Raw genomic sequence first — 22,542 nt, 5'->3', positions numbered from 1 at the left:
TCGCACTTATTCCGCGTTCGGCGTGCAAAAGGCTTACGCGAGCAGCACCAGCTCCGTAAGCCTGTCATATCAGCCGATTGTTCTCTTGGACTGCAAGGCAAGAACGCATAAATAACTCAGGACGCCGAATAACGCCGAAATCAAGATCGTATGCAGCATGCTCGCCAGCAAGTACCAGTCATAGCCGTAGGACAGCGTCACATAACCGCCGCTCAATATTTGCAATACGACCAGAATCAAAGACCACTTCGCCGCCTGAAACACATTGTTCTGCGTCTGCATGCTCCGGCGGACAACCAGATAAAACCAGATGATGAATACCAATAACAGCGCGGCTCCGAGCCGGTGAATAAATACGATAAGCGTAGCTCCCGTCAGTTCGGGAATGACTTGTCCGTTACATAGCGGCCAGCCGTAGCAGCCTCCGCCCGAATTCGTATGCCTTACGAAGGCTCCGAGATAGACGACGATATAACAATAAATCGAGATCAGCCAGATCGCCGACCTGATCCCCGAGGTCAAAGGGGTTCCTTCCCGCGAGAGCATGGTGCCGAATCGAGTGTACACCAAAGCCAGCAGCAGCGTAAAGGCGAAAGCGACCAATGAAATTCCGAAATGAAGCGCCAATGTAGCCGAGGATTGCGGCCAAATGACGGCCATCGCTCCCAGAATCGCCTGCAGAATCGTAAAAAACATCGCCCCGCCGACGAACCATTTGGCGTCTTTCCGTTTGCCATAGACAAAAACCAGAATCAGGTTCACCAGCAATATGATACCGACTATGCCGGTCACAAAACGGTGGCTGTATTCAATAAAGGATTCGATCGTGTAGGCCGGCACGAATTTGCCGTTGCACAGCGGCCAGTCGTCGCCGCAGCCGCGTCCGGATTCCGTCTTGGTAACGAGCGCGCCCATAACCAGAATCAGGAACATGCCGTACATGCTTGCGAAGGAAAAGCGTTTAAGCCATTTTTGCATATTCATGTTAGTGAATCACCCACTTTTTAGGTCTCGACAAGAAGAGACAAATCAGAACGCTCATGTTTCATTATAGCCATAAAACCAAACCAAATCCATGCGGAAATGTTACAAAGCATTGAAGGTAAAGGTGAACAACTCGCGACATAACTGTAAAAAAAGACCCCGTCCGCCAAATGAGCGGACAGGGTCAGCCGAGCGCCTGCTCCGGCCTGGATTATCTCGGCAAAGCGTCGGCGATTTCCAGCGAACGGTCGAGGAATTGCTCGATTTCATCGCGGGTTTTGCGCAGCTTGCTGACGAAACGGGCAAGCTCCTTGCCTTCGCGGAAGGCGATGAAGCTCGGAATGCCGAGAATATTCAGCTTCTCGCACAAATCAGGCACCTCGTCGCGATCCAGCTGGATGAAATTTAACCGGTCCTTATAGGCTTCCACCACTTCCGGCATGAACGGATCGATGAAATGGCAGTCTTTGCACCAGGTCGTTTTGAAAACGGCAATCGTCGGTTTGACCCCAGCGATTTTTTCTTCGAACGCTTGCTCGGATTTAATTGGTTCCATAACAAATACACCGCCTTTGGCATGAGTCTTATCAACACTTATAGCATGCCTATTCCGCCCGTGTCAACGCCCGTTTCCGTTAGTGGCAATTGTTAGCACTTTACAGTTATTTCTAAAAGTGATATCATAAAAATATCAAATCGATATTTAATTGATTCCATCACATGATAATTCGACAAAGGAGCGAGACAATATGAAAGAACAAAAAGCATGGGTATTAAACGGCTTTATCGGTGTGCTGTTAATCGTCGTACTGGCCGTCGGGGGAGTTCTTCTGCTCATTAACGACAATGTTGTGGCCGGTATCGTTCTGCTTATCGCGGCGGCGGCGCTGATGTCCGGCATTGCAGTCGTACAGCCGAATCAAGGCTTTATCGTCACTTTCTTCGGAAGCTACATCGGCACGATCCGGGAAAGCGGATTATGGCTGACCGTTCCGTTCTCGATGCGCAAGCAGGTATCGCTGCGCGTCCGCAACTTCAACAGCGCCAAGCTGAAAGTCAACGATATCGAAGGCAATCCGATCGAAATCGCCGCCGTCGTCGTCTTCCGGGTCATCGACTCGGCCAAAGCGATGTTTGACGTCGATAAATACGAGCAGTTCGTAGAGATCCAAAGCGAGACCGCGCTGCGTCATGTCGCCAATAAATACCCGTACGATGTGTTCGACGTCGAAGGCTACTCGCTGCGCGGCAATTCCGAAGAAATCGCCCATGAGCTGAGCCGGGAGCTGCAGGAACGTCTGTCCGTCGCCGGAGTCGAAGTGATGGAAGCGCGGCTTACCCACCTCGCCTATTCCACGGAGATCGCCAGCGCCATGCTGCAGCGGCAGCAGGCGACTGCCATCATCTCGGCGCGCTCGAAAATCGTCGAGGGAGCTGTCGGTATGGTGCAGCTCGCGATCGCGCAGCTGCAGCGGGAAGGCGTCATCGAGCTTGACGAAGAGCGCAAAGCCGCTATGATCAATAATCTGCTGGTCGCTATCGTATCCGATCGTTCCGCTAACCCTATCATTAACACGGGCAGTCTGTATTAGGCCTGCCTTAGCGCCGGCTTGCATTATGGCACCGAAGAAAAACTTCGCTCTCCGGCTGGACCCGAAGCTGTATGAGATTCTTGAGCGTTGGGCGGCTGACGAATTTCGCAGCGTAAACGGACATATCGAATTTTTGCTGCGGGAAGCCGCGGCCAAATCCGGACGTTTGCCCGGCCCGCGCCCTTCCGCAGCGCCCGACGATGTCCCGCACGGCACGGAGCCTCCCGGAGATTCGTAAAAAACGCGCATAACAAAAAGCCTGATCCGGCGGAATCAGGCTTTTTGCTTATTCTCATTCATGCCGCGCTGTATGCAGGGTAAACTAATCGCGAGTGATGGTTACCATCTGAAGCTCTTGATCCCAAGCGACTTTGGCTCCCATGCCTTCGGCAATTACGCGAATCGGCACGAACGTCGTTCCGTTCTCCAGCTCGGCTTCAACTTCCATCGGAGTAATCGCGCCGTTAACCAGCGCTTGCTTGCTGCCGATGTTCAGCTTGATCACCGTTCCGGTGATCGAATCGGTAATCGTCACCTGCTGGGTAGCAGGGTCCCAGGCTACGTCCGCGTCCAACTGCTCGACGACGAAGCGCGCAGGTACCATGACATTGCCGTTCCGGTTGTACGGTTTGACAAAATCACCGTCGTAATAGGATTCTTCATCCATAAACATGGTAATTTCTTTTTTCGTTATTTTCAAATCGTTCTTAAGCAGTCGGTACAACTGGGAATCGGGGTTCAAAGCCGCCAATATTTTGCCCGGTTTATCCAGCGACGTCAGCTCCAATTGTCCGCTGCTCGTATCGATTGCATTAACCGTGACCGGCTTGTTAATATTCCACAGCTCCGACGTCATCGTAATCTTCAGCCCGTCGATCGCACTGTACTCCGAGCCCAATTGGGTCAAGGATACCTCCATCGACGTTTTGCGCGGCATCAGATCGTTGTCGACGTACATATCGTATTTGACGTACTGCTTTTCGCTAAGCAGCTTTTTGAGCTCTTCGCCCTGGTAGCCGTTCAACGCCTCGTTCAACGATTGATCGTAGTTGTCGACCGCTTTTTGCAGATTGGTCTTCAAGAACGTGAAGGCAAATTCTACAGCCAGCGTTTTATTGTTCAAATACGGAGCGATCATGTCGTTCATCGCGCTGCTTCCGCTGCTGTCTTCCTTCATGGCCTGCTGGGCAAGCGGCAAGACCATATCATAGATTTGGCTGAGAATATCCTTCATGCCTTTCTCGTCCGCCAGCAAATTTTTCAAAAACGATTTGATAAGATCGCTCACTTCATTGCCGCGGATCTCGGCATGGACGCGTTTCAAATACAATCCTTCGTTATGAATCGTTTCGGTCGCGTCGGATACCGCAATGTTTTTCGGGTTCGGGAGATTCCCCGTAATGTACGACATAAAGCCCGGAACGAAATCGACCGATTTTTTGTACAGCTGCTTGAACTGCTCTTGCATTTCTTTGGACATCGTTTCCTGGGCCTTTTCCATGGCCCCTACGCTGTTATGTACGACAATCGGCTTCTTCGCTCCGTCTACCAGGAAGGTGTAATCCTGATCCGACATGACCATTTGGAACGGAATTTTGCCCTTATTGTATTCCAATTCGCCTTTGACGGATACATGAGTTCTATCCTGCTGGTTGATTTCCGTAAGATTCAGCTTCACCTTGCTGAACAGATCAAGAAGCTGCTTCTCCTCCTCGGCCGGCTGCGCCGAAGCGTTCGGGATCAGCTCCATCGTAACGGTCTGAGTGCCTTGCGAGGATTGGACCGCGTAGTTGTTCTGCATCGCTTTGTTCAGATCGAACCCGTTAACGGACTGGCAGCCTGCGGTAATGATGAGCATGGCAACCAGCAGAAGGGAAAGCAGACGGCGTTGCATTGTTCTGTTTTTCATTGCTTACCTCCATAAAATGATATAAGTGCTCCATAGCATCGAACATAAATCTATACGCAAACTATGGAAAAATGATGCGGCCGACACATATATTTATTACGACAGCCGACGCCCGATTCCTTTTTCTTACATGAAAAACACGGCAAACTTTAATTTTGAAAGGGCTGGAGCAGGCATGAACCAGGGTAAATTCAGATGGAACGGCTGGGATCTGCTGGAGAAGCTGGCCGATGCGCCGCACGAAATTGTCCAATGGGCGAAAGGCAAAACAGGCACCTTGCTGTATGAGAGCGCTCAGCTCGATCATATGACCGGCATACGGCTGACAAGCGACGCCGTCGACGAGCTGCGCGCCCGTCTGAAGAAAGGCCGCGGGGACGCAGAGTACGAGAAGGAGCCGTCTGCTGCGGAAAGCGCGCTGCTGGCCCGGATTCGGGCAGCCGCCGTCGATTGGAACCGCAACAACGTCACAAGGACGCAAGCCTATCTCGATATGTACCGGAGGCATCCGGAGCTGCACTGGTCGCTGCTCGCGCATATGGTGTCGCGCAACGGCGGCTGGAACATGACCGATCTGAAGGGGGAGCTGCTCCCCTATTTGCTGAACGAAACGCGTCAGAAGCATGTCTTCGCCTTCCTGGAGCGCGCCAACGCGCTCATATTCCATGACTCCTATCCGCAGCTCCTGCTCTATGAAGCCAGCCTCAAAGCGGGGAAACCGCTGTTTCGGCTGCTGCGCCACCTTCAAGTTTCCTCGTTTATGCGGCCGGTTTGGGAACAATTCTGGGAGCGCAGGGATTCGGCTCTGCTCACGGTAGCGATGATTGTCAACGAACAAAATTTTATCGAGTCCAGAGTCGTCCGCCATCCCGTCTACCGGGAAACCGTGCTCGACACGCTTCTTATTCACGCTCAACTGCTGCTCCAGCTTAATCAGATCGTTCTTCCTTACCGCGAGGCCGGACAGCTCCGTCTCGCCGGCTTGGTGCTCGAAAACTTCAATCATCTAAAGGAGCGGATTGAAGTCGGAAAAAGACTGTACGCCATCTTATTCGGCATTCCGGCCGTAGCCCAGGGAGCGCTGAGCTTCGCCGCAAGCACGCGGCACAGCGGATCGCGGGCCGATTATTGGCCTCATCTGTTCTCCGCCGTCCGCCATTTCCCTCCGGTCCCGCGCGGACAGCTGAAGGAATGGCTTGACGGCTGCAAACTCCGCCCCGGCGCATCGCCTCTGTACAGCCCCCGCCTGAGCGACGTCTGGAAGGACTGCCCGTTTGCGGCTTGCGAGCCCGGCGATTGGTACCGGCATGACGACCGCGAGCAATGGCTCGCCTATTTGTCCTCGACGGAGCCGCCGTTCTCCTTCGAAATGACGCATGAATATTGCTTCGGCTTGAACAAGATCGAGCTGGCCGTCCTTGCCGGAGATTTGCTGGAGTAACCGGTAGCCCGCTCCAGCTCCGCCAGCCGTCTTTCTTCTTCATTTCTTGCTGCCGTTTCTTCAGACCGCTTCTCCCCCCTTGTTTCCTTGCTTCGTCTTCTTGTTCGCCCCACCTTTTGGAGTTATATTGAGTTATTGATTGATTTGTTGATTTATTGTTGACTTTTGTGGTTTGTTGTTGCAAATTAATGAAGAGGCACTTGGGGAGAGGATGAGAAGTCATGTCGAAGACGGAAGCGATTATTTTTGATTTGGATAATACGTTATTGTGGGATGAAAGAAGTATTGACGAAGCCTTTGAGGCGGTCTGCCGGTCCGCTTCCGCGGAATCGGGAGTTGATGCCATGAAGCTGGAGCAGGCGGTGCGGCTGGCGGCCGAGGAATTGTTTGCTTCCATGGAGATCTACGAATGGGCGCGTCAGATCGAGGTCACTTATCTTGAAGCATTATGGGGCCGCTTCGAATCCGAGCTGCATCCCTCGCTTATAAAGCTGAAACGGCTTGCCCCGCTCTACCGGCAGGAGGCGTGGACTTGCGGGCTGCGGCGGGCCGGCGTCGACGATGCGGAGCTCGGACGCAAGCTAGGGGACCAATTCGCCGACGAACGGCGGAACCGTCCCCTTGTCTATGCGGACACCTTCGACGTTCTGAACCGGCTGCGCGGCCGGTATCGTCTGCTGCTGCTGACGAACGGCGCGCCGGACCTGCAGCAGGAGAAGGTGGACAGCATTCCCGGACTCGCTGGCTGCTTCGAGCACATCGTTATATCCGGGACGTTCGGCGCAGGCAAGCCCGATCCGGCCATCTTCAAGCATGCGATGGGGCTGCTGAAGCTTCCCGCGGAGCAATGCCTGATGGTCGGCGATAATCCGGATACGGATATTAAGGGTGCACTGGAGATCGGCATGCCCTGCGCCTGGATTAATCACAAGCGCAGGCCCGCATCATCCGGCCGCCGTCCCACGTATGAAATCGGAAGCTTGTCGGCGCTGCTGGACATCGTATAGCACAGGCGTCGGCTGCGATGACCTGTAGCGCAAGCAGAAAAAAGATCAACACGGTCGCCAAGAGAGAAAAGGCCCGGCTAGGAAGCATGAAGTTCACGCTTCCCCCGGGCCTTTACTGGCTTGCTATCCATAATACGCCGTGCTGCTCCAGCGTTCCTGCCCAATCCTTCGGGCATGCCTGATCGGAAATGACGATATCCGCTTCTTCCAACGGTATGATCCGGGCAAACGCCTGAACGCCGATTTTGGACTGGTCGGCAAGCACGATCACTTCCCTGGCCGCATGAGCAAATTGTCTTGAAACGGCCGTTTCGTTCAAATCATAATCGGTTACGCCGCCCGTTAAAGACAACCCTCCGACGGATAAGAACGCCTTGTTTACAAAAAACTGACCGAGCATCTGCTCGCACAGCGGTCCTGTCAATGACTGCTGCTCCGCATGCAGCTGTCCGCCGAGCACGAATACCTTCCCGGTAAATCGCTGGCTGTTCAATGCCTCGGATAAATGCGAGGCGACCGGCAGCGAATTGGTAAGAATCGTCAAGTTACGCTTGCCTTGAATCGATGCGGCAAGCTCCATCATCGTCGTACCGACATCGAGCGCGATCGTATCGCCATCCTCAATCAGCTCGGCCGCGCGCCGTCCGATCTTCCGCTTGGCGTCGACAAACAGCTGGGTACGCTGCTGAAAGGGCGGCTCGCCATGCTCATGGCCGGAGCGGACCGCCCCGCCGTATACGCGCTGCAGCTTGCCTTCCGCTTCCAGCGCATCGAGATCGCGGCGGATCGTTTCCGTGGAAACGCCGAGCTGCTCGGCCATCGGAATCACCTTCACCTTGCCGTCGCGAAACAATGCCTGCAAAATCAATTCTTTTCGTTCCTGGGCTAAAAGCGACAATGCGAACACCACCGTTACCGTATCATAGTGACAAAACTGCCCCTTTAGTATAGAGCGAAGCCGCGAAGAAATTCAACCCTCGGCCGCCGAACGGCTTTTGGCATACAGGCAGGTCATGATGCCGCGATTTCTCGGGTTCGAGAACTCCTTCTCCTTGATCATGCCCAGCTTCTCGGCGACCCTGCTCGAAGCCGTATGCTCCACCGGCATATTGGCGCATATTCTCTCCAATCCGAGACGGGCAAATCCGTACTCCATGCAGGCTGACGCCGCCTCGAAGCCGTATCCTCGGCGCCAGTGCGGATGATGAATAATATAACCGAGGTCGATCTCTTCGCGTCCGCCGATCGATGCCCGCATCAGGCCGCAATCGCCGACGCTTCCGCCCGTCGACTTATCGACGACCAGCCACCGGCCGAAGCCGTTCTCCCGGCAGCTGTCCATACTTCTTCGCATCCATCCGGCCGCCTGCTCCCGATCCAGCGGCTGCGGCCAAAAGCTCATCGTGACCGGGTCCGACAGCAGCCGATACGCCTCCTCCTGATCGCCATCCTCATACTCCCGCAGGAGAAGTCTATCCGTTTGCAAAATGATAGCCATATTTCGTATTCAATCTCCTTCCGGTGAAAACTCCACGCCCCGGACCTTCGCAAAAACCATCGTATCCCTTAACGAGCCGTCCACGGCACGCGCATCGTTACGGAGAATGCCTTCCAGCGTAAAGCCCAGCCGCTCGGCCACTCGCGCGCTTCGCGTATTGCGTGAGTCGCAGCGGATTTCCACGCGGCTCGCCTGCAGCTCACGAACGGCGAAATTCGTAATCGCCTCCGCCGCTTCGGTTATAAACCCTTGTCCTTCACAGGATGTGCGCACCCAATAGCCGATCTCGAACTTTCGCGAGTCCCAGTCGATCCTGTGAAGGCCGCTGCAGCCGACGAGCATGCCGGTTTCCTTGGATAAGAGCTGAAACCTCATATCTTTGCGTTCCAGAAACTGAATCCGGGCCCGCCGTATATCGGCTTCCGATTCTTCCACGGCAGGAAGCGCCTGGGCCCACGGCATCCACGGCTGCAATCGATCGATGCTCTCGGCTACGGCCTCATTCACCTTGACCCCATCTCCCCACAGCGGTGCGCGTATTAACAAACGGCGGCTTTCGAAGCTTTCCGGCAAGTCCAGCATAAGCGGATTGACAGCCATACCCATCCTCCCCGTTTCCCAGAAAATAGTTTCCAATCAACATACCATAGAGGGCGCCTTTTTTTCAAGATCAATGAATAGAAGCGGGACTGCTCCTCCCAGCATTTTTCTAAGGAACGTGTAATCGCTCGAACGGCCTGGAAGGGAGCTGCAGGAGGCGCAGCCTTCGGAACCGAGCATCGAATCGTTTCTAAGTCTAACGGACACCAGGGAGCTAAGTTCGTCAAAAACAGACATTTTGGAAACGTAACGGTCAGCAGCGCGCTTATATAGCTCCGAATGGCTTTCTAAGGCGGCTTTGCCAACAAATAGCTGCAGCTGTGTCCGTTAGAATTCCAAAGCGGACGATATGGTTTATATAACGGCCGCTGTGTCCGTTGCTTCCGATCGCTGCTGAAATCGGGGACAAAGGCGACCGCTAACGCTGTTCCAGATTCAAATGGCCCCATAGACCACGCAGAAAGTATATAGATGCAAAATGACAATAACGAAGCGGCATTAGCGGCAAAATAGGCAGTCATTATTCGTTCGCTATGCACAGAAGCACCTCCATCGGACGGATTCTTAAGAGCATGATCAAAAACGCTCTGCGGCGCAGTCGAAAGCACTGCTATCTCCGCTTCGTTCGCTTCTCCATCGGGCTTCCGGCAAAACGAAAAAACGCCGCTATGCTCCGAGTCAGCCTGCGGCCCTCGGTTCATAACGGCGGTACGTTCGTAAACTATATATACGGTTGACCCGCGATTCTAGTCGTTCCCGGTTTCTTTGCCTTTCAGCAAGCGCGGGGCTACTTTGCCGATGATCCGCTGAAGCGGCCGCGGCATATGCCGCAAATCGGACAAGCCGACGGTACGGGTAGCAAACAGCAGCAGCGGGTAAGCGGCACCGACGACCGCGCAGACGATTACCGTCTGCAGGAATGCGTCCCAGCGCGCCGCGCCGAACGGCGTCGCATAGGCTTGCGCGAGCGCGTCGAGCGCCGCTCCGACGATGACGATCACGACCGTCGTCGCCGTCAGGCCGAGCCAGCGGCGGCGGCTCAGCACGCGGAAGCTTACTTCCAAACGCAGCACCCGCAGGTTCAGCCAGGTCATGACGATGAAGCAGAGGCAGGTGGCGGCAATAATGCCGTAAATGCCGAGCCACGGCGCCAGCGCAAAGCTGGCGATCAGCTTCGCGGCGATGCCTGCCACGACATGCAGCACCAGGGCGCGCATCTTGCCCATGCCCATCAATACCGCGCCTGAGGTTTGCATGACGATCTGGAAGATCGCGCTGACTGTCAGCACAATAATAATCGGCGCGGCGTAAGCGTCAACGATCGCCGATCCCTTCGGATTGCCGAAGATGAAGCTGTTGATCGGCCCGGCGGCGAGGCAGATGAGCAGCACCATCGGCAGGCCGGACAAGATCGAGAGCTGCAGCACTTTGCCGGTTTGATCGGACACCTGCTGCATATCCTTTTGCGAATACGCGGACGAAATGATCGGAACGACCGATTGGCTGAGCGCCACGGCCAGAATGATCGGAATGCCGGCGAGCGACTGGGCGCGGCCGACCAGAATGCCGAGAATTTCCCTCGCGCTCTCCTCTCCGACCTGATCCTTCAGCAGCAGCGTCACAATCGAAGAGTCGATCGTATAGATCAGCGTCACGGTCATGGAGAAAATAACGATCGGAATCGAAATTTGAAACAGCTGCCCGTAAATTTTTTTGAACGGCAGCGTGCTGTGCGACGCGCCCTCCCGGCCGTTATCGGCGGCCGAAGCCGCTCCGGAGGCCAGTTCCGCCCTATCCGACCGGCGCAGCTTCAGCGCATAATAAGCCATCACCGCGGCGGCCGCGACGCTGCCGATAACTCCGCCGAAGGATGCTCCGGCGACGGCCCATTCCATGCTGTGGCCGAGCAGCGCGTAGGCGAGAACGACCGAGGTGACGACGCGGAAAATTTGCTCGATAATTTGCGACAAGCCGTTCGGCATCATCATCCGCCGCCCCTGGAAGTAACCGCGCATAATCGCAATGAGCGGGAATAAGAGCAGCGCTGGCGCCAGCGCGCGAATCGGCAGCGTCGCCTGCGGATTAATAATGCTGTCCGCATAATACGGCGCAACGATGTACAGAAACAGCGTCATGACGACGCCCGCTCCCGCGGCGAACAGCAGCGCCGCCTTATAGATGCGGCTCGCCTCCGCATGAAGCCCGAGCGCAGTCCGCTCGGAGATCATTTTGCTCAGCGCGCTCGGAATGCCCGCCGTCGCTACGACCAGCAGCATCGAGTACAAATTGAAGGCGATACCGTAGGCGGCCATGCCGATCTCGCCGAGCAGAAAAACAAGCGGAATCCGCTGCACGACGCCTAAAGCCCGTGCAACGAGCGCCGCCAACGTCAAAATCAGCGTACCTTTTACCAGCGAATCCTTAGCCAACACGTTCCCTCTTCCCGATTAAAGAACTGACGGAATGCGCCGCGGCGCACGGCTCGCGCCATCGCGCCGCGGCTCCCCTTCTTGAAACATAGAATCCGGAGCCGCTAAAACCGCAGCACCCAAATGATAAACAAAACAATCATCAGAAGCTGTAAAATCACTTTGACGACGAGGCCCGAGAAGAAGCCTACCAACGCTCCGACTCCCGCCCGCACGGCCTGTCTCCACTCCGTTCCGACGATCATCTCCCCGATGACCGCGCCAAGAAACGGACCGATCAGCAGCCCCGCGACAGGAATGACGAACGGGCCGAGCAGAAGGCCGACCGTGCTCCCGATGACCGACGCCCGGGTGCCTCCGAATTTTTTCACGCCGAGCGCGCTGACCAAATAATCGGCGACCATCAGCACGATGACGATCGTCGTCTGGATCAGCCAAAACCAGAAGCCGAACGGCCCCCAATCGACCATCCAGCCGTAGACGAAGAAGGCCGCGTAAATCGCCAGCGCCCCGGGCAGCACCGGATAGACGGCGCCGGCCATCCCGACGGCGAACAAAGCGACGACAATGATCCATGCGGCTATAACCATAAGACGCCACCCCGCTTATTCACTCGTATCCCCGCCTATCAGCGCAATACGTATTGCTCGATGATTTTGGCCACGCCATGCTCCTCGTTCGTCGCCGTGACGACATCCGCCAATTCCTTGACCTCATCCTGGGCATTGCCCATAGCGACGCCGAGACCGGCTTCGCGGATCATCGTCACGTCGTTCAAGCTATCGCCCATAGCGATGACCTGGGACATCTCGATGCCGAGCAGCTCGCAGACTTGCTTCAATCCGCTCGCTTTGCTGACCCCTTTCGGATTCAGCTCGATATTGCAAGGATGAGAGTTGGTAACTTCCAGCATATCCCAAGATATAAGCTGCTCGCGAATCGCGCGCAGATTGGCCTCGTCTTCGTAGTAATAACCGAATTTGAGCCACTGCTCCGAGTCGATCTTCGGAACCCACTTTTCCTTATTGTAAATGCCGCTGACGGCATAAGCCCAATACCAAGTATCATACTCCAGCGCCAGCGCCAGCATCTTCTCCACCAGATCCGGCTCCACGAACGTCCTGCTGTGCAGCTGTCCCGGAGCCGTCCATACCTCGCTGCCGTTAACCGATACGATCGGAGACTTAAGACCCAGCTCCTCTACGTAAGGAAGCACGTTTTGAATGCCCCGGCCCGTGGAGAACATCACCGTCACTCCGGCGGCGGCCGCCGCTTCCACGGCTTTGCGGTTCTCGGCCGATATTGTTTTATCCTCCGTCAAAAAAGTTCCGTCCATATCCAAAGCGATCAGCTTGTAATTCGCCATGCCGTTCCTCCTCCTAGAGAGCTTGCGCCAGCGACGGCCTCGGCAGCTCTTCCATATAGGTTACATGCCATAGTGCGAACATGTACACGGTCCACAGTCTGCGGGCGTAATCGCCTTGACCGTTTTGATGCCTCGCCAGCATTTGACGGACCGTGTCCAAATTGATGTAGTCCTCGATGCCGCTGGCGGCGATCTGCTCCATCATCACCTTGCCCTGGTTCCCTTTCACCCAATCGCGCACAGGAACCGGGAAGCCGAGCTTCGGCCGATTCAGGATGAAGTCGGGAATGAGCCCCTCCATCGCTTTGCGGAAAATATACTTGGTCGTCCCTTCGGCGATCCGGTAACGCGCCGGAATTTTCCGGGCGATCTCGTACAGCTCCACATCGAGAAACGGTACGCGCAGCTCCAGGGAATGCGCCATCGTCATTTTGTCCGCCTTCATTAGAATGTCGCCGGGCAGCCACAGATTCATATCGATGTACTGCATCCGCGTGACAGGGTCGAGATGACGGGTCTTATCGTAAAATTGCTTGGCGATTTGCAGCGGATTTTTGTAGCTGCTCAGCATCTCTTTGTCGATGCGGACCAATTCCGCTTTCATGTCCTCGCTGAAAATTTTGGCGTTGCCGATAAACCGCTCCTCCAGCGGGGTCGTTCCGCGCAGCACGTAGTTCCTGCCCTTCAGACCGGCGGGCATAAGCCGCGCCACCGCATGCATCAGCCGCTTCAGCGCGTGGGGCAGCCGTTCGATCGGCTGCAGCGCCAGCGGCTCGCGGTAAATGCGATAGCCGCCGAACAGCTCGTCGGCGCCCTCGCCGGAGAGCACCACCGTCACCTGCTCGCGGGCGAGCTGGGCGACATGATAGAGCGCGATGGCCGACGGGTCGGCTACAGGCTCGTCCTGATGCCATACCGCCTTCGGCAGCGCGGCGAAGAAATCGTTCTGCGTGATAATCCGGGCAGAATGCTCCGTATCGAGCGCCGACGCCGTCTGGCGGGCGATCTCGGTCTCGTTGTTCGGGCCTTCGAATCCGACGGAGAACGTGCGGATCGGCTCGATCGAACGCATATGGGCGGCGATGGCCGTGGAATCGATCCCGCTCGACAGGAAACAGCCCCGCTCCACGTCGCTCTGCATATGATGGATGACCGAGTCCTTCAACCCTTCGCGAATCTGCTCGACATAGTCTTCGAACGGACGCTCCTCCGGCTCGAACATCGGGTCCCAATACCTGCGAATCGTCATATCGCCGTCGTAGGATACCGTTACCGAGTGGCCCGGCGGCAGCTTGTGAATCCCCCGGAACATCGTATCCGGTTCAGGCACGTACTGAAACGTCAAGTAGTTCAGCAGGCTTTCCGTATGTATCGTGCGGTCCATTCCGTCGGCGGCCAGCAGGCTCTTAATTTCCGATCCGAACAAAAACCGTTTGCGGTCCTTAAAATAATAGAACGGCTTGATCCCGAACTGGTCGCGCGCTCCGAACAGCAGCTTCTTGCGGCGATCCCAAATGACGAACCCGAACATTCCGCGCAGCTGCTTGACGCAATCCTCGCCGTATTCCTCGTACATATGGACGATGACCTCGGTATCGGAGTGAGTTTTGAACTGATGGCCTCTCTCCTGCAGCGTGCTGCGCAAATATTTGTAGTTGTAAATTTCTCCGTTGAACACGATCCACACGGTATCATCCTCATTGGACATAGGCTGATGCCCTTCCTGAATATCGATGATGGACAGCCTGCGGAATCCGAGGCCGATCCGGTTCTCCGACCAGAATCCGACGTCGTTCGGCCCCCGATGGATGATGACATCCGTCATCGCCTTCAGCATCGCCTGCGACGGCTCTCTATCTTCAAAATACATTGCTCCGGTAATCCCGCACATCGTATTGCTTCCTCCTCAAACGTCCCTTACAGCAACGGTTAAATCATTCGATAGTCTAGTATACCATATTCGCGGCGGATTCAGGAAATAGAATGGTATGACCGGGGAATTGGGATTTTTTACCGAAACGGATCAAAAAAGCCGCAACCCGAAGGTTACGGCCAGATCGGTTCCCGACGCTGATGCGGCTGTCGGACTTTGAAACATCTCGCGCTTGCGTGAAGGCTTCTCACATTGTTACCCTGCTCGATTCCGCCTTGAATTAACTTGGCAAAGACGCCATCTCGCCGATTTTCCGGATAACCGCTTCCTCATCGCCGGCCACACTCTCCGTTGCCATTCTCCTAAGCTCCGCATGCTCTCCGACGCAAACCGAACGGCTTGCAACCCTGAACATGGGAACATCGTTCGCATCGTTTCCGAATGCAATGAACGTACGGGGACTAAGGCCAAGCGCCTGCAAGCCTGTCCATTTATCGATTCCCGCCGGACTGAGATCAATGATATTTTCCGTTCCGTGCATATACATCATCACCGGCAGCTTCTCCAGCTCCCCAAGCAACTGCCGATGGTTTCGGCTGCGCAATACAACCACTTTTACAATATCCCCCAATTCCTCTATCGGGACGTTGCGGGCGCTGCCTTCCGGGTCGAGATTGCTTCGAATCGGGTGCTGCGGATCGCCGGAATAGCAGTAGTCCCAGAACCCGTCAATTAAATAATCCGCTTCGAACTGCTGTAATAAACTCATAATCGGCTGCGCTACGGACGGTTCCAGCCGATAGGCGCAAACTTGACGCCCCTCGCGGTAAACGAACCCGCCGTTTCCCCCCACCATCGGAAACCGGTGCATATGGGCAGGCAAAACGGGCAGCAGATCGCGGATCGGTCTGGCCGAAGCAAAGATGATTTCATGCCCCTCGTTCACGAGCTCGTCCAACGCATGCACCATATTCTCGCTTAACGGCTTGCCCCGAAAACAAATCGTTCCATCCAAATCGAAAACGAATTTCATCTCATTTCCCCCTTTTTTTCAATCATATCAAGTTCATATATAATGAAAAGGACCGATGTCCAAAAGAGGTGAATTTGGTGAAGGTTTACACCGAGCATCACAAGCTGCAGCCCTATATGTCCAAGTTTGATTTAAGCCAAATTTTCATTGATCCTCCTTCTGTAACGATTCAGCTTCGCGAATACGAGCGCGGCGAATCCGTTCTCGCTGAGGGCGACGAGCTGGATGGTTTATATTTTCAGGTTGAGGGGCTGACCAAGGTTTCATCAAGTGTGGAAACGGGAAAATCGCTGCTGCTGCGGTTTTGCCGTCCGCTCTCCATCTTCGGCGATATTGAGCTTATTCAGAAAGTAGCCGTACAATCCAGGGTCGAAGCCGTGGAAGCCTCCCGCTTTCTCTATATCGACAAACGGACGGTGGAGCGAAAGTTGATGCGCGAGCACCGATTTTTAAACGAGCTGCTAAAGCACTTGGCCTACAAGCTTCAGACTTGTACAACGGCATCGCGAATCAACCTGCTGGCTTCCGTCGAGGAACGGCTGGCGATTTATCTTTTGACCACCCGTTTTCCGAACGAGTTCGGCAAGGAAATCCAGACGCCGCATATTCCTGAAATCGCCTCGGTGATCGGCACCACGCCAAGGCATCTGAACCGCGTGATTCATAAGCTGCATGCGCTGGGAATACTGCAAAAAGCCCGCAAAAGCTTCGAGGTGCTCGATTGGGAGCAACTGGATACGATCTCGAACGGCTTGCGTTACGATTAAAGCGGATGATTACGGATAAAAATGATCCGCGTAGATGAGCCTCCCGCGCCCGATTCGATAAGTTCATGCCATGATGCTCCGTTGCGCGAGACCTATTCGGTCCACCGGCTATATTAAAAGAGCCAAGCCGAAGCACACAGAGACAGCCCCTGAAAGAGAACCCTCTTCAGGGGCTGCCGCCGTATATGGCAGGTCGCGTTCTGCCGCCGCATGAAACCGGACGCCGAACGAAATGCAGCTACCGCGCGCAGTGCGGTATGGCGTTGCCCGATCTGCATCGGCCGCCGCACCGATCAAGCCGTCTTCCCCGACAGGCTGCGCCGCTGCCTCAGCTTGCGCCAGAGCACGCCGTGAGTCGGGGAGAACAGCAGCGCGAGCACGAACAGCACCCCGGCGATGCTGATCATGCAGCCTGCGATGGAGGCGTCGAGCAGCATCGACGCGTAATAACCCGCAACCGCGCTGACGATGCCGACCGCCATGCTGCAGCCGATCATGGACCCGAGCCGTTCCGTCAGCAAATACGCGGTGGCGGCCGGAACGACGAGCATGCCGACGACCAGAATCGCGCCGACGCTTTCGAAGGAAGCTACCGTAGTCACCGATACGAGCCCCATCAGCACGTAATGAAACAGAACGACCGGAATGCCTACCGCAGCCGCCAGCGCCGGATCGAAGGAGCACAGCTTGAACTGCTTGTAGAACAGGCCGATGACCGCTGCGCTGAGCAGCAGCACCAGCCCGAGCGCCCACACCGCCTTCGGCCCGATATCGACGCCGCCGAACGTCAGCGTATCCCACGGAACGCGGATAATTTCCCCGTACAGTACGCAGTCCAGATCCAGGTCGACTTGGCGAGTATAGATGCTGACCAGCACGACGCCGACCGAGAACAGGGCGGTGAAGACGACGCCGATGGAAGCGTCCGACTGCACGCCGCTTTGCTGAAACAGCTGGATCAGGAAGACGGTGATCAGCCCGAGCGCCGAAGCGCCCAGCATCATGAAGAGCGAATCGCGCGACCCGCTGAGCAGGAAGGCGATGACGATCCCGGGCAGCACCGAATGGCTGATCGCGTCGCCGATCATCGCCATCTTGCGCAGCACGAGGAAGCAGCCGAGCAGGCTGCAGGAGCAAGCAACCAGCGCCGCCGTCAATATAATCCAGAAGTCGTTCACGCCTGCCCCTCCTTCCGCGCCTGCGTCTCGGCCGCCAGCGAAGCGGCGGTCTGCCCGCGCCGCAGCGGCGTCCCCGGCTCCCGTTCGTCCAGCACCGCCCGGCGCACGGACAGCCGGAGCAGCAGCTTGGCGAGCAGCCCGCGCCGAGGCGCGCAAACGACGGAGACGGCGAACAGCGCCGTGGCCGCCAGCACGCTAAGCGGCCCGGTCGGCAAGTTATTCGCCGTCGTGCTCGCCAGCGTCCCGGCGAAGCCGCTGATTGCGCCGAACAAGCCGGACAGCGCGACCATGACGCCGAGGCGCTCCGTCCAGTACCGGGCGGAGACGGCCGGCGTGATCAGCAGCGCCGACATGAGCACGACGCCGACGGCCTGAATGCCGACGACGACCGCGACGACGATCAGAAACATCAGCAGCTGCTCCAGGAAAGCGACGGGATAGCCGAGTCCTTTGGCAAAGCCCGAATCGAAGCTCAGCAGCTTGAACTCCTTGAACAGCAGGGCGCAGGCGGCCACCAGAACCAAGGCGACGATCGTCATCACGACAACGTCGGAATGAATCATCGAAGCGGCCTGGCCGAACAGAAACTTATCGAGCCCGCTTTGGTTGCCGCTGCCGCCATGCTGAATTTGCGTGAGCAGTACGATCCCGAAGCCGAAAAAGACGGACAGCACGATGCCGAGCGCCGAATCCTGCTTGATCCGGGAATTGCGCGTCACGAAGCCGACGCCGAACGTCGCAATAATTCCCGAGACGGCGGCTCCGATCAGGAAGAACAGGATCGACTTGGAGCCGGTCAACATGAAGGCGATGCAGACGCCGGGCAGCGCCGCATGGGCGAGCGCGTCGCCCATCAAGCTCTGCTTGCGCAAATAAGCGAAGCTGCCCAGCACGCCGCTGCTTAACCCCAGCAGTATGCTGCCGAGCAAAATCCACTGCGTATTCGGATCGAGGAACAATTCCAGCCAGTTGATGTTCGCCATGACCTTCACCTCCCGCCGGCGATGACCGCTTCATCGTCGCGATCCAGCAGCGCGAGCCTGCCGCCGTAGGTTTGCTGCAGCAGCTCTCTCGTGAATACAAGTCCGGTCGGCCCGATAGCCATAAGCCGTACGTTGAGCAGGATGACCCAGTCGAAATATTCTTTCACCGTCGCAAGGTCGTGATGAACGACCAGCACAGTCTTGCCCTGCTTCTTCAGCTCGTTAAGCAGCGTGATGATCGCCTTCTCCGTCGCCGCATCCACCCCGACGAACGGCTCATCCATGAAATACAGCTTGGCGTCCTGCGCCAACGCCCTGGCGAGGAATATTCGCTGCTGCTGGCCTCCGGACAGCTGGCTGATCTGCCGGCCCGCGAAGTCGGCCATGCCGACCTTCTCCAGGCATTCCATCGCGAGCTCGCACTCCGTCAGGCCGGGGCGCCTGAACCATCCCAGATGGCCGTAGCGTCCCATCATCACTACATCCAGCGCGCTGGTCGGGAAATCCCAGTCGACGGACTCGCGCTGCGGCACATAGCCGACGAGCTTGCGCTGTTCGCGGTACAGCTTGCCGTACAGCGCCACCTCGCCGGCAACCCGCGGGATAAGCCCCAAAGCCGCCTTGATCAGCGTCGACTTGCCGGCCCCGTTCGGCCCGACGATGCCGATCAGATTGCCCTCCGGAATGTCCAGCGAAATATCTCTTAAAACCGGCTTTTTCTGATAAGCCACGGTCAAATTGCGGATGCTTAAAGGGGATTGCATCGGTTTATTCTCCTCCTTGCTTGCACGGTTTATTTTAATGCGCTAACGATCGTGTCGACATTATGGCGAACCATCCCGATATACGTTCCTTCCGGGGTTCCTTCTTCCCCCATTGCATCGGAGAACAGCTCGCCGCCGATCTTCACTTCATGCCCCTGCTTCTTCGCTCCTTCGATCACGGCTTCAATCGATTTCTTGGGCACGCTCGATTCCACGAATACCGCCTTGATTTGGTTGGCCACCATAAAATCGCGCAGGTCGCTAATGTCTTTGGACCCGTATTCCGAAGCCGTGCTGATGCCCTGCAGCCCCATCACCTTAATGCCGTAAGCATCTCCGAAGTATCCGAAGGCGTCATGCGCGGTGACGAGCACCCGCTGCTGCTCCGGTATCGAGGCGATCTGACTTCTCGCGTAATCGTCCAGCTCTTGCAGCTGCTTCGTGTAATCGTCCGCATGCTTCTTATAGTCGTCGGCGTGGGCGGGGTCCAGCTTCGTCAGCTCCTCGCGGATCACCTCCGTTGCCGAAATCCAGTGCCGCACATTGAACCAAATATGCGGATCATGGGCCGCCTCGCCTCCCTCCCAGCCTCTTAATTGCTGCTCGGCAATATTGCGCGATACCGCTACCGTCGGCTTTTCCTTCGTCATCTTCTCGAAAATCTCCACCATTTTCCCTTCCAGATGAAGGCCGTTATAAAAAATGATTTGGGCCTGCTCCAGCTTCTTCACATCCCCTTGGGACGCTTTGTACAAATGCGGATCGACTCCGGATTTCATCAGTCCCGTCACTTCCACATGCTCCCCGCCTACCTGCCTCACCACGTCCGAGATCATTCCGATCGTCGCCGTCACCTTGATCTTGCCTTCGCTCGCCGGAGAAGCTCCTTGCTGCGGCTGCCCGCAAGCCGATAGCCCCACAGCGACCGCCAAAAATATAAACGTCATAACCAATCTTCGAAACGATGATATTACCTTCCCGCTTTTCACGATCTCCTTCACTCCCATTCCATTTTTTAACTTTTTACCTACAGACAAATTGTTTCCTTTCTAAATATTTGTTTCCTTAATACAACTTATGCATATTATATACAAAAATGTTTCTCTAGTGCAACTCTTTTTCACCAACTTTTTTTCGGCTGCACCGTTTGGAGTTCGCGCCGCTTTTTGCTAAGATAAAAAAGACAATAGAAAATCATTTCCATAGGAGGGCTCTGATGGGCAATTTCGATAAGCAGTTAAACCAATACGCGCAAATTATCGTCAACATCGGCGTCAATATTCAAAAAGGGCAGACGCTCGTCATCAACGCGGCGCTCGACGCGGCCGAGCTGGTCCGTTTGCTTGTCAAAAAGGCTTATGAAGCCGGCGCTTATACGGTCAAAGTCAACTGGTCCGACGATACCGTCTCCCGCTTGCGGTACGACCTCGCTCCGGACGAGTCTTTCCTCGAAGAGCCCAAGTGGTATGCGGGCGAAATGCTGGAGCTGGCGGAGAAGGGCTTCGCTGTCATCAGCGTCGTCTCGTCCGACCCGGATCTGCTGAAGGGCGTGCCTCAGGAGCGGATCGTCAATTATCAGAAAACGTACGGCAAAGCGATGGCCAAATACCGCCAGTATATGCAGTCGGATAAATTCAGCTGGTGCGTCGTCGCGGCGCCTTCTCCGGCATGGGCGGCCAAGGTGTTCCCGAATTTGCCGGAGCAAGAACAGCTCGCTAAGCTGTGGGAAGCGATCCTCTCCACCGTGCGCGTCGATCAGGACGATCCGGTAGCCGCCTGGGAGAAGCACATCCAAACGCTCAACGAGAAATCCGCCTATTTGAACGCCAAAAAATATAAGAAGCTGCACTACATCGCTCCCGGCACCGATCTGACCATCGAGCTTCCGGAAGGCCATATCTGGGTCGCCGCGGACAGCATTAATGAGCAGGGACACGCGTTCGTCGCCAACATGCCGACCGAGGAGGTGTTCACCGCCCCGCTCGCTACCGGCGTAAACGGCAAAGTATCCAGCACCAAGCCGCTCAGCTACGGAGGCAACATCATCGACGGCTTCACGTTGACCTTCGAGAACGGCCGCATCGTGGACGTATCCGCCAAGCAGGGCGAGGAGACGCTGCGCGGGCTGATCGAGATGGACGAAGGCTCCCATTATCTTGGCGAGGTGGCGCTTGTTCCTCATCGCTCACCGATTTCCGAATCGAATATTTTGTACTATAACACGCTGTTCGACGAGAACGCCTCCAATCATTTGGCGATCGGAAGCGCTTATGCGTTCTGCCTCGAAGGCGGCAAAGGCTTGTCTCAAGACGAGCTGAAGTCCAGAGGGCTTAACACGAGCATTGCGCATGTAGATTTTATGATCGGTTCTGCGGAGATGGACATTTACGGGGTGACGGCGGACGGCGCCGAGGAACCTGTGTTCCAAAAGGGCGGCTGGGCATTCTGATATGACCCGAACCGACGTTTCAAGCGGAATTTTCATGGAAAAAGGGGCCTTCAAAGGCCCCTTTAACGTTCGCCGGTCTGCCGGCGTTAGGAGAACAGGAAATCGACATCGGTAAGCACCTGGTCGGTCAGCGGAAAAATAATTTGCTCCTCCTTCTCCAGATGGTCTGTCAGTATACGGCAAGCCTGGGTCAAGTACGCGGCCGCGCGTTTCACCGGCAGCGCATCCGAATCCGATTTGAGCGCGTGAACGGCCCGGAAGAACGAATTCATATGATCCATAGCCCGTTCGTGCTCCTTCTCCAACATCCATAAGGAAGGTACGACGGAAGGCCGCTTATACTTATGAAAATACAGGTTCAGAAAAGGATACAGCTCCTTCTCCTCCCAATGGGAATGCCTCTCCAGCTCCTCCTGAAAAGCCATCGCCCACAGCCTCAGATGCAGCAATGTCCCTCTGGCTTTGACCGGATCGCGCTCGCGCTCCGCCAGCACCGATTGCTCCGCCATATCGCGAAGCACCTGCAGCAGTTCGCCGTGCTCCCGCTTCAAACGGTCTACGAGCTCCGACAACTCTGTCACATGTGCGCTTGTGTACTCCTCCCGAGGCTGAAATTGCCCACTCATAGCTCCACCTCCAAATGAATGTTGTTTACATGTATACTTTACA

At 55.9% G+C, this 22,542-nt stretch carries 22 protein-coding genes; 6 read left to right on the top strand and 16 right to left on the bottom strand.

All coding sequences use genetic code 11. The features are described from left to right. Positions 1-69: 69 nt before the first annotated feature. Together SK3146_RS27560 and SK3146_RS27555 are read right to left on the bottom strand one after the other, a co-directional pair. Positions 70-984: a COX15/CtaA family protein gene (locus tag SK3146_RS27560; protein ID WP_249861777.1), complete on the bottom strand. Its 915-nt coding sequence runs from the start codon at positions 982-984 to the stop codon at positions 70-72. A gap of 211 nt (positions 985-1,195) precedes the next feature. Continuing rightward, positions 1,196-1,540, bottom strand: a complete 345-nt coding sequence (locus tag SK3146_RS27555; RefSeq protein ID WP_249861776.1) for a thioredoxin family protein — start codon at positions 1,538-1,540, stop codon at positions 1,196-1,198. A 193-nt stretch (positions 1,541-1,733) separates the two neighbouring features. Between SK3146_RS27555 and SK3146_RS27550 the strand changes: the two genes are divergently transcribed. Both SK3146_RS27550 and SK3146_RS27545 read left to right on the top strand, forming a co-directional pair. Beyond that, positions 1,734-2,576, top strand: a complete 843-nt coding sequence (locus tag SK3146_RS27550) for an SPFH domain-containing protein (RefSeq protein WP_249861775.1) — start codon at positions 1,734-1,736, stop codon at positions 2,574-2,576. A gap of 25 nt (positions 2,577-2,601) precedes the next feature. Then, positions 2,602-2,814, top strand: a complete 213-nt coding sequence (locus tag SK3146_RS27545; RefSeq protein WP_249861774.1) for a type II toxin-antitoxin system antitoxin — start codon at positions 2,602-2,604, stop codon at positions 2,812-2,814. 84 nt (positions 2,815-2,898) lie between these two features. Here the strand turns inward: SK3146_RS27545 and SK3146_RS27540 are convergent, their stop codons facing one another. Further along, positions 2,899-4,485: a copper amine oxidase N-terminal domain-containing protein gene (locus tag SK3146_RS27540; protein WP_249861773.1), complete on the bottom strand. Its 1,587-nt coding sequence runs from the start codon at positions 4,483-4,485 to the stop codon at positions 2,899-2,901. 175 nt (positions 4,486-4,660) lie between these two features. Between SK3146_RS27540 and SK3146_RS27535 the strand changes: the two genes are divergently transcribed. Further along, positions 4,661-5,926, top strand: coding sequence for a DUF2515 domain-containing protein (locus SK3146_RS27535; RefSeq protein ID WP_249861772.1), 1,266 nt, complete (start codon positions 4,661-4,663; stop codon positions 5,924-5,926). A 221-nt stretch (positions 5,927-6,147) separates the two neighbouring features. Further along, positions 6,148-6,933: an HAD family hydrolase gene (locus tag SK3146_RS27530; RefSeq protein ID WP_249861771.1), complete on the top strand. Its 786-nt coding sequence runs from the start codon at positions 6,148-6,150 to the stop codon at positions 6,931-6,933. Positions 6,934-7,045: 112 nt separating this feature from the next. Here SK3146_RS27530 and SK3146_RS27525 read toward each other — a convergent pair whose 3' ends face one another. From SK3146_RS27525 to SK3146_RS27490, 8 genes are all read right to left on the bottom strand, one after another. Further along, a complete protein-coding gene (locus SK3146_RS27525; protein WP_249861770.1) occupies positions 7,046-7,831 on the bottom strand; it encodes a DeoR/GlpR family DNA-binding transcription regulator in 786 nt (261 codons plus the stop codon). 72 nt (positions 7,832-7,903) lie between these two features. Continuing rightward, the gene (locus tag SK3146_RS27520) at positions 7,904-8,431 is read right to left on the bottom strand and encodes a GNAT family N-acetyltransferase (RefSeq protein WP_249861769.1); all 528 of its coding nucleotides are present in this window, start codon (positions 8,429-8,431) and stop codon (positions 7,904-7,906) included. 9 nt (positions 8,432-8,440) lie between these two features. After that, positions 8,441-9,031, bottom strand: a complete 591-nt coding sequence (locus tag SK3146_RS27515; protein ID WP_434006826.1) for a GNAT family N-acetyltransferase — start codon at positions 9,029-9,031, stop codon at positions 8,441-8,443. 746 nt (positions 9,032-9,777) lie between these two features. Continuing rightward, on the bottom strand, positions 9,778-11,463 hold the full coding sequence (locus SK3146_RS27510; RefSeq protein ID WP_249861767.1) for a putative polysaccharide biosynthesis protein: 1,686 nt from the start codon (positions 11,461-11,463) through the stop codon (positions 9,778-9,780). Between the two features lie 101 nt (positions 11,464-11,564). Beyond that, positions 11,565-12,050 (bottom strand): DUF456 domain-containing protein, encoded by a 486-nt coding sequence (locus SK3146_RS27505; protein WP_249861766.1) that lies wholly within the window; start codon positions 12,048-12,050, stop codon positions 11,565-11,567. 38 nt (positions 12,051-12,088) lie between these two features. Continuing rightward, the gene (locus tag SK3146_RS27500) at positions 12,089-12,826 is read right to left on the bottom strand and encodes a Cof-type HAD-IIB family hydrolase (protein WP_249861765.1); all 738 of its coding nucleotides are present in this window, start codon (positions 12,824-12,826) and stop codon (positions 12,089-12,091) included. A 13-nt stretch (positions 12,827-12,839) separates the two neighbouring features. Further along, positions 12,840-14,717, bottom strand: coding sequence for an asparagine synthase (glutamine-hydrolyzing) (asnB, locus tag SK3146_RS27495; RefSeq protein ID WP_249861764.1), 1,878 nt, complete (start codon positions 14,715-14,717; stop codon positions 12,840-12,842). 262 nt (positions 14,718-14,979) lie between these two features. Next, the gene (locus SK3146_RS27490) at positions 14,980-15,732 is read right to left on the bottom strand and encodes an HAD-IIB family hydrolase (protein WP_249861763.1); all 753 of its coding nucleotides are present in this window, start codon (positions 15,730-15,732) and stop codon (positions 14,980-14,982) included. Positions 15,733-15,809: 77 nt separating this feature from the next. Here SK3146_RS27490 and SK3146_RS27485 point away from each other — a divergent pair, with 77 nt between their 5' ends. Then, the gene (locus SK3146_RS27485) at positions 15,810-16,499 is read left to right on the top strand and encodes a Crp/Fnr family transcriptional regulator (RefSeq protein ID WP_249861762.1); all 690 of its coding nucleotides are present in this window, start codon (positions 15,810-15,812) and stop codon (positions 16,497-16,499) included. A gap of 293 nt (positions 16,500-16,792) precedes the next feature. Here the strand turns inward: SK3146_RS27485 and SK3146_RS27480 are convergent, their stop codons facing one another. From SK3146_RS27480 to SK3146_RS27465, 4 genes are read right to left on the bottom strand one after another with little or no spacing between them, the layout of a single operon-like run. Continuing rightward, positions 16,793-17,677, bottom strand: coding sequence for a metal ABC transporter permease (locus SK3146_RS27480; protein WP_249861761.1), 885 nt, complete (start codon positions 17,675-17,677; stop codon positions 16,793-16,795). Beyond that, positions 17,674-18,660 carry a metal ABC transporter permease gene (locus tag SK3146_RS27475; RefSeq protein ID WP_249861760.1) on the bottom strand — a complete coding sequence of 329 codons (987 nt, stop codon included), beginning with the start codon at positions 18,658-18,660 and terminating at the stop codon, positions 17,674-17,676. Before SK3146_RS27475 ends, SK3146_RS27480 begins: the two co-directional genes overlap by 4 nt. A 5-nt stretch (positions 18,661-18,665) precedes the next feature. Next, complete coding sequence (locus SK3146_RS27470) at positions 18,666-19,424, bottom strand: metal ABC transporter ATP-binding protein (protein WP_249861759.1); 759 nt, start codon at positions 19,422-19,424, stop codon at positions 18,666-18,668. A gap of 29 nt (positions 19,425-19,453) precedes the next feature. After that, positions 19,454-20,371: a metal ABC transporter solute-binding protein, Zn/Mn family gene (locus SK3146_RS27465; RefSeq protein WP_249861758.1), complete on the bottom strand. Its 918-nt coding sequence runs from the start codon at positions 20,369-20,371 to the stop codon at positions 19,454-19,456. Between the two features lie 269 nt (positions 20,372-20,640). Between SK3146_RS27465 and SK3146_RS27460 the strand changes: the two genes are divergently transcribed. After that, positions 20,641-21,873, top strand: coding sequence for an aminopeptidase (locus SK3146_RS27460; protein WP_249861757.1), 1,233 nt, complete (start codon positions 20,641-20,643; stop codon positions 21,871-21,873). Between the two features lie 86 nt (positions 21,874-21,959). Here the strand turns inward: SK3146_RS27460 and SK3146_RS27455 are convergent, their stop codons facing one another. Beyond that, positions 21,960-22,499, bottom strand: a complete 540-nt coding sequence (locus SK3146_RS27455; RefSeq protein WP_249861756.1) for a hemerythrin domain-containing protein — start codon at positions 22,497-22,499, stop codon at positions 21,960-21,962. Positions 22,500-22,542 lie beyond the last annotated feature (43 nt).

Origin of the sequence: Paenibacillus konkukensis, assembly GCF_023523925.1 — a bacterium.
Taxonomy (GTDB): domain Bacteria; phylum Bacillota; class Bacilli; order Paenibacillales; family NBRC-103111; genus Paenibacillus_S; species Paenibacillus_S doosanensis.
The sequence above is the reverse complement of the archived record's forward strand: the minus strand, read 5'-3'. Positions and strand labels throughout refer to the sequence as shown.